This is a genomic window from Xenorhabdus sp. Sc-CR9, assembly GCF_963897815.1.
In the GTDB taxonomy this organism is placed as follows: domain Bacteria; phylum Pseudomonadota; class Gammaproteobacteria; order Enterobacterales; family Enterobacteriaceae; genus Xenorhabdus.
Genome location: NZ_CAWQTY010000054.1, coordinates 1 through 1696 on the forward strand (window position 1 = coordinate 1; position 1696 = coordinate 1696).

Annotated in this window: 2 protein-coding genes and 1 pseudogene; 2 read left to right on the forward strand and 1 reads right to left on the reverse strand. The window is 49.4% G+C overall.

Going from position 1 to position 1696, the window contains the following annotated elements; genetic code table 11:
- Together AACQ81_RS02790 and AACQ81_RS02795 are read left to right on the forward strand one after the other, a co-directional pair.
- Window positions 1-647 (forward strand): bacteriophage T4 gp5 trimerisation domain-containing protein (locus AACQ81_RS02790; protein WP_443089580.1); only part of this gene is annotated, 647 nt, incomplete at its 5' end.
- A gap of 5 nt (window positions 648-652) precedes the next feature.
- A complete protein-coding gene (locus AACQ81_RS02795) occupies window positions 653-1447 on the forward strand; it encodes a DUF4123 domain-containing protein (protein ID WP_237388461.1) in 795 nt (264 codons plus the stop codon).
- Between the two features lie 131 nt (window positions 1448-1578).
- Here AACQ81_RS02795 and AACQ81_RS02800 read toward each other — a convergent pair.
- Window positions 1579-1696: pseudogene (locus AACQ81_RS02800) on the reverse strand (IS630 family transposase); the annotation flags it as partial.

Here is a 1696-nt window from a genome sequence, read left to right on the forward strand (position 1 = left end):
TACCGGCCCAGAAAACCCGCACTACCTTCAAGACCAAAACCCATAAAGGCAAAGGCTTTAACGAACTGCGCTTTGAGGATGCGAAAGGCAGTGAAGAAATCTATTTCCACGGCCAGAAAGATTTTACCGCCCATATCGAAAACGATGCCCTCTGGCATATCAAACATGACCAGAAACAGCGTATCGATAACAACCGTTATCACGAGATCCTTGCTGATGATCATCATCAGGTGGCCGGTTCGCGCAAAATCACCACCGAAGGCGATGTTTCCCACCGGATTGCGGGCAGCCAGCATATCCAGACCGGTGATGCGACCGTGATTGACAGCGGACAGGAAATCCACCTGAAAAGTGGCGGTAAAGTGATACTGGAAGCGGCATCAGAAATCACGCTGAAAGTGGGCGGCAGTTTTCTTAAAGTCACCCCGGGCGGGATTTTGTGTTCACCGATTAATGTCGGGCAGGGTTCCGCAGGCAGTGGGCGTGGAGTTTCACTGCAACTGCCGGAAGGGGTAGAACCGCTCGCACAAGTAGGGCAACTTCCGATGGCGGAAGCACTCCCGGTAACTGAATTTCCGGTGCAACCGGCTTGTGCAGAACTGGCGCAACAGGATGCCAGTTTAGTCATTAAACCTGTTAAAGAGTAAACACAATGGAAAGAGCTATCACGATGGAGAGCACAGGATCTGCAATAAGTTGGCAAGCTTGGCTGAATGAACCCAATAAAGCGCCTGTATTCTTCATTCTCAATTCACTGGCTAAACCGAATCCTGTAGAACCATTTTACCGTCATGACTGGGTTGAGCAGGCATTTCCGCTGTATAGCGGTACCCTGATGCGCAATATGTTGAAACAGAGTCCGTGGTTGGTACAACCGAAGGCTAATCAACTCACTCAGATAGGGACAGCGCTGGATCGCCATGAACTGAGTGACAACAGTTGGGGTTGGGCTTACCGCAGCCATACACCGTGGCAAGAACAACTTAGGCACTGGCAGCAGCGGCAATGGGTAATGATGAATGGCGAACCAGTGCTGTTCCGCATGATGGATGCACGGATATTTGGCGCACTGGTGCCCGCCTTCACGCCCAGCGACTGGTCACTGATGTTGTCGCCTGTCACAGAGCTGGTGATAGACCGGCCGCAACCGATGCGGTTTTGCCGTCCCGAAGTCTGCGGAGAAGGCAACAGTGAAATCCCGTTTACGCTGGGCGAACACCTGCTGGCCGTCTGGTTACGTTCTCCCTACGGGCTGAAAGTGTTAACTAGTTCCCTCTATAACGATTTATGGGAAAACCACGGTGCAATGGCGAAGCTACTGGATCAGCCAGCAGGCAGTTTAGAACCCCGGATTGAACAGTGGTTGAGACAAAAGCTGGAAGCCGGACAGCGTATTGAAAAAGTATCCGGTCAGGATTACCTGCTGGCGATGGAAGAAGAAAAATAACAGGAGAGAAATTTATGAGTAATGCAAATTCAGTTTATTGTCCTGATTGTAAGAATATGCTGAAGAACAAGATAGAAATTCAGCTTGTTGATGAACACAATGAACCCATTTCTAATATGCCCTATACCAATCTAACTTGAAGATGCAGGTTTTAAAATCTGAAAGTTGTCAGTCAGTCGAGTCGTGAGTTCTTTCGCTTTTTCTGGCAAAGTGGTATGAAAAAAGTGGCGAAGGGTTTCACGGAATGTC